This window comes from Streptomyces sp. NPDC002055 (assembly GCF_040296705.1).
Lineage (GTDB): Bacteria > Actinomycetota > Actinomycetes > Streptomycetales > Streptomycetaceae > Streptomyces.
This window is the reverse complement of record NZ_JBEOXS010000125.1, coordinates 1-4,617: the sequence shown is the minus strand read 5'-3', so window position 1 is coordinate 4,617 and position 4,617 is coordinate 1. Positions and strand designations below refer to the sequence as shown.

Annotated in this window: 7 protein-coding genes; all 7 read left to right on the top strand. The window is 33.6% G+C overall.

Translation table 11 applies throughout. The annotated features are described in order from the left end of the window. Nucleotides 1-302 precede the first annotated feature (302 nt). The 7 genes from ABT112_RS34710 to ABT112_RS34680 all read left to right on the top strand — a co-directional run bounded on the left by ABT112_RS34710 (nt 303) and on the right by ABT112_RS34680 (nt 4,485). On the top strand, nt 303-668 hold the full coding sequence (locus tag ABT112_RS34710) for a helix-turn-helix domain-containing protein (RefSeq protein WP_351515778.1): 366 nt from the start codon (nt 303-305) through the stop codon (nt 666-668). 11 nt (nt 669-679) lie between these two features. Next, entirely contained in the window at nt 680-1,231 is a 552-nt protein-coding gene (locus ABT112_RS34705) for a hypothetical protein (RefSeq protein ID WP_351515777.1), read from the top strand. 13 nt (nt 1,232-1,244) lie between these two features. Continuing rightward, nucleotides 1,245-1,439, top strand: coding sequence for a hypothetical protein (locus ABT112_RS34700; RefSeq protein WP_014570835.1), 195 nt, complete (start codon nt 1,245-1,247; stop codon nt 1,437-1,439). 151 nt (nt 1,440-1,590) lie between these two features. Beyond that, nucleotides 1,591-1,833, top strand: a complete 243-nt coding sequence (locus ABT112_RS34695; protein ID WP_010905057.1) for a hypothetical protein — start codon at nt 1,591-1,593, stop codon at nt 1,831-1,833. A 135-nt stretch (nt 1,834-1,968) separates the two neighbouring features. Further along, complete coding sequence (locus ABT112_RS34690; protein WP_010905058.1) at nt 1,969-2,193, top strand: DUF6440 family protein; 225 nt, start codon at nt 1,969-1,971, stop codon at nt 2,191-2,193. Between the two features lie 466 nt (nt 2,194-2,659). Beyond that, a complete protein-coding gene (locus ABT112_RS34685; protein ID WP_011834160.1) occupies nt 2,660-2,986 on the top strand; it encodes a hypothetical protein in 327 nt (108 codons plus the stop codon). Nucleotides 2,987-4,179: 1,193 nt separating this feature from the next. After that, complete coding sequence (locus tag ABT112_RS34680) at nt 4,180-4,485, top strand: bacteriocin immunity family protein (protein WP_010905062.1); 306 nt, start codon at nt 4,180-4,182, stop codon at nt 4,483-4,485. Nucleotides 4,486-4,617: the final 132 nt, after the last annotated feature.

Below are 4,617 nucleotides of genomic sequence, written 5' to 3'. Positions count from 1 at the left end.
TTTCATTTCTGGTGTTAATAGTGGCATTTTTACCTTCTTTCTTCTTTATTTCAACTATAAGTAATTAAATTCTTGTGTTTTTTGTACTTATAGTGTAAAATATAAGTATAATTAAAAGAGCAATAAGCGAACTTATAAACCTGCTGGGGAGCTAGTTAAAAGGCGTCTTTGCTTTTTTTTGAATAACTTAACTAAAAACTATTTTACACTATAAGTAATTATAAGTCAATTATTTTATACTATTAGTATTAAATGTTTTTTCGTTAATCTTCGAAAGGCTTGATATGACAATATTTGAACGTGTGAAAGAGTTATCTGAAAAACAAGGTAAATCTTTGCAAAGAGTTTCGGAAGATTTGGGATTTAGCTCAAATTACTTTTATAGAATGAAAAAACAACAACCGACTGCTGAAAAGCTAAAGTTAATCGCCGACTATTTCAACGTATCTGTGGACTATCTACTGGGGCGTGCTGAAGCTAAATCAGTCAATGAGCCGATAGACTTGGCGGAAGTCGCAAACTCTGACGATGACGCCGTGTGGTCTCGCTTGTTATCGTCTGGCGGTCGTCCTTTGACAGAAAAGGATAAAATGGCTATCAAATTGCTGTTCTCTGATAAGTGGGACGAGATTACACAAAAAGCCAAAGACTTAGACAATAAGGACTAAGGCGGTGGACTATGGACAAACAGGAATTAAATAGTCTACTAATATGTGAAATAGAAAAATTAGGAGTTGTTTATCGGTTGGGGGACTTAGATAATCAAAAAGCCTTTATTTCTTTAGAACTTGGCTTTGGTGCTTATACTGAACTTGCTAGACCGTTTGACCATGCTCACGAGTATATGCACGCTTATTATAAAGATGATAGACGACTAGGCGAGTGCGATACACTAAGCCCTACGGAAAAAAGAGCCAACAAAGAAGCTATTTTAATGCTTTGGGATTGGTTCATACAAAATGGCGGTAACTTTGATGATATAACACAGTTCTGTAAAATAACTGGTTGCCACTATGACGCCACTAAACGACTAATAACGTCAATGTGCTGTGATATGAGTACAAAGAGTTTTAGAGACTGTGCCATTGATTACATCAGCCGTTTCGACATCATCACGCACGACACGTTAAATATATACAACTTCTTAGACTTCTACGGCTATCATCACAACGCTTATGACGAGGCTCGTGCGTTGCTGTGTGAGTTGTGTTGGTTTGAGTTGGTGGGGTAAAAAAGGAGGAAGCATGAAACTATCGGACTACTTAAAGAGTATTGATAACTTAGATGAAAAAATGCAAAAGGCTGTAATTATAGCTGAGTATGAGAAAATGTTTGGAGAACACTACAGACTACCACAAGAACAGTTTGCTGACCTTATGGAATTACCTTTGCCAAAATTAAGAAGAGTTATTCATGAAATGAAAAAAGCAATAGATTAGAACTTTAATAGTGCTAAAGTCTATATATCTGTGAACCTTAACATTTTTTAACATGCTAACAAATGCTAAGGTTCAAATCTATAAAACAAATCCTAAATTTTAGGAATGCAAAATAAAAAGCGCTTGTGCGCACGCGAAAGAGGAAAATAAAGTGGATAATATTACGAACGAATCAGATAACCTTATTCAAATTTTTAGTCATAACCCATTAGCACTTATCTCATGTATTATATTGGGTATTGGCCTTCTATTTACTTTTGCTAGTAGACAGTTTATTTTAGTTAGAGTGCTTTTAGGAAATGTAAGTTTTATTAAACAACGAATTCTTGGAGTTATTTTTGGAATAGTTGGTGCCTTATTACTTCTTTTTGCAACAGGTAACTTGAATCTTTAATAAAACAAATCACTTGCTCAGCTAATTTTATATAAATATATATCGGCAAAGAGACTTTGATTTGAGAAAAAGAGGTGTGAATATAGTACAACACTTTTTCATCTCGTGTTGTGTCTTGGAACGAAGCGGAAAGGAATGATTATAACAATGATAACAAAAAAAGAGATAAAAGATCGCTTTGAAAGAACTTCTGGAGGTATTTTAAGCGGTGTAGAAATAATTACTGATAAAAATACTGGCGTACAATATATGGTGGTTAATAAAGATTCTGACGGTTGTGGAATAACACCGTTGATAGACAAGAATGGCAAACCACTGTTAGCTAAACCAGATTCTGAATCGCATTTTGATTTATATTAGTATATAAACTCTAGATAAATTTTGGGATTATAACCTGATAAGTCAATTTCGTGCCAACATTTGCCAACAATTAGCAAGTGTACTTTCAGGTACGGTTGTTCAGTATGATACTGACAGTATGTAAATTTTGTATGTTGCTAGAATTTGCTGTGTATTTGTAACTACGGAGCTATAACATTTTTGTTTTGAATGGGTACACCTCAAAGTTACCCCTGACCGACGTGATGTCGGTATAGACTTTGTCTAGTGTTGATAACCTCCACAATTTTGAGGGCGTTAAAATCTTTACACCCTTAACAGTATTTTAGTGGTATAGCTTTCTGCCACAAGTGGCAAAAACGAAAATTTCGTTGTTGTTATTAAGGGGTCGTGATTCGCGACTTGCTAGGGAGGAACGAATCGGAACCCCCTTTTTTAGGGTCTCCAAAATCTCACTATATTATACAGAAAGAAGTTATATTATTTTATGGAAGTAAAATATAAAAACAAATCAGTCGAAGTATGGGAAATTAGTAAAACAAATGAACAACCTGATTGGGTTAAGCAAGCGTTTAAAGAGAATTATCTTTCTTGGTATGATGATAGATTAAAAATCCTTTTAACTGGTATAAATCCAACAGCTAAAAGAAATATTAAATTGGGAATAATGAACGGTATTTTGAGCGTTGGACAAGGCTTTGGTGGAACTTATGCAATGGGAAATATAGGCGATTTTTTAGATATAACAAACGGTAGGGTAATTTCTAAAAAATATTTTATTAAACACTACTACATTAAAATAGATGATGAGTAAAGTTTATTGGTTTCACTTTTTTCGGAAACCAATAATAGGATATGAACATTTTTGTACAAATCTCTATAGGTTCACTCTAAACGCATAACAGCCAATTTTGCCGACGTTAGCAATAATGAACAAGTAAATATTTCTTACTAGTTGGATCTAATTCGGAAAATAAAATAAGCATATTTTCACGCGAAAAAAATGGCTTAATAAAGCTGTTTATCAGATATTTTCTATCAAATCACTCGTATTTTCTAGCGTAAATGGTTTAATTTGGAAAATAAAAAAAGCGCCCTAGTTTGAAATAGGACGCTCAGTGCAAAACTTTAGAAAAAGTTTATGTTTGGAATAAATAGATTATACAACATATTCTATAATTTGTACATTAAAAAGCCACTCCAAAGAGTAACTTTATACTTGAAAGTAATGACATCTCAAAATCATTATACTTTCATCTTACACTTTTTCGTATTCGGTTTCAAATTAAGAAATAGAGACATGGTTGTTACAAGTTTTATATGCAACTACCTGAGATCGCATTTTACGACTTTAGCCAATCGGTCGAAAATTCCGCCGATTAAATTGTTATGGGTTTGAGCCATAACAAAATGATAAAATCTAAGGTCGGTTTGACCGACTTTACTACAGACTATGGACTTACTCAAAAACGGGTGGCTCTGACCCACTTGTTTTTAATATCAATGGTTTCAGAGGACAGCGCACTTTTGCGCTCTCCTAAATCTGAGGAGTCCACACTTTTGTGTTCTCGACTTTCGGAAAAAAGAGAAAGTTCATATCTGTGAAAATGAAAGGTATGAATATATTTTTTAATTCATATCATCCGTGAAGGAGTATTTCAAACTCCCCAATATAATCAAAGTGGTTTATATCCACTATAAACTTAGAAAGAATTTACACCATGAAAAAAGATGACGTTATCAAACTATCAGACGGACAAATAGCCACAATTGTTACTGGCGACGAATCTACAACTTTGCAAAATTGTTATATTGTTCGGCTCGAAAATGAAGATATAAGAGTGGTTGATAGAAAAACTCTAACGCTTGCGGAATCATTGAAATAATAGTCGTTTATAACAAATTCCCCCTTTTTCCACCAATTCCATAAGTAAATTATTGAATCTTTTTTACTTAACCCCAATACGTGCAAACCTGAACCACGTTAAAAGCTGATAGGAGGTATTTATGGCAGACAATGATAAAACATCTCAAATAAAATTAGATTTTTTAAATACACTTTATAATCTTATCCTTAGTGAGGATATAAAAGAAGAAGAACGTAGAGTGCTGACTAAAGCAAAGAATCTAGTAGAAAAAGGAGAGTATATTCCCAATGTCATCAGACGTATGCAGACAAATTTTACGTTGGATGCCATAAATAGTAACTTATCTCCAAGTGTGAGTGAGTTTTATAGTACATTGCCTAAAATACTTGCAGAGATTCTACCAGCATTTCCAGGTACTGGCTCTAGTTTAGGGATTCCTCTCTAATTATCTTGTTACCCTTGATACCTTACTGTTACTCTTCTTTTAGAGAAAGGTAACAGTATAAACCCTTGATATAACTACCTTTATAATACTTTGTTACTCTTGTTACCGTAAATAATACTATATCAGTTGAGA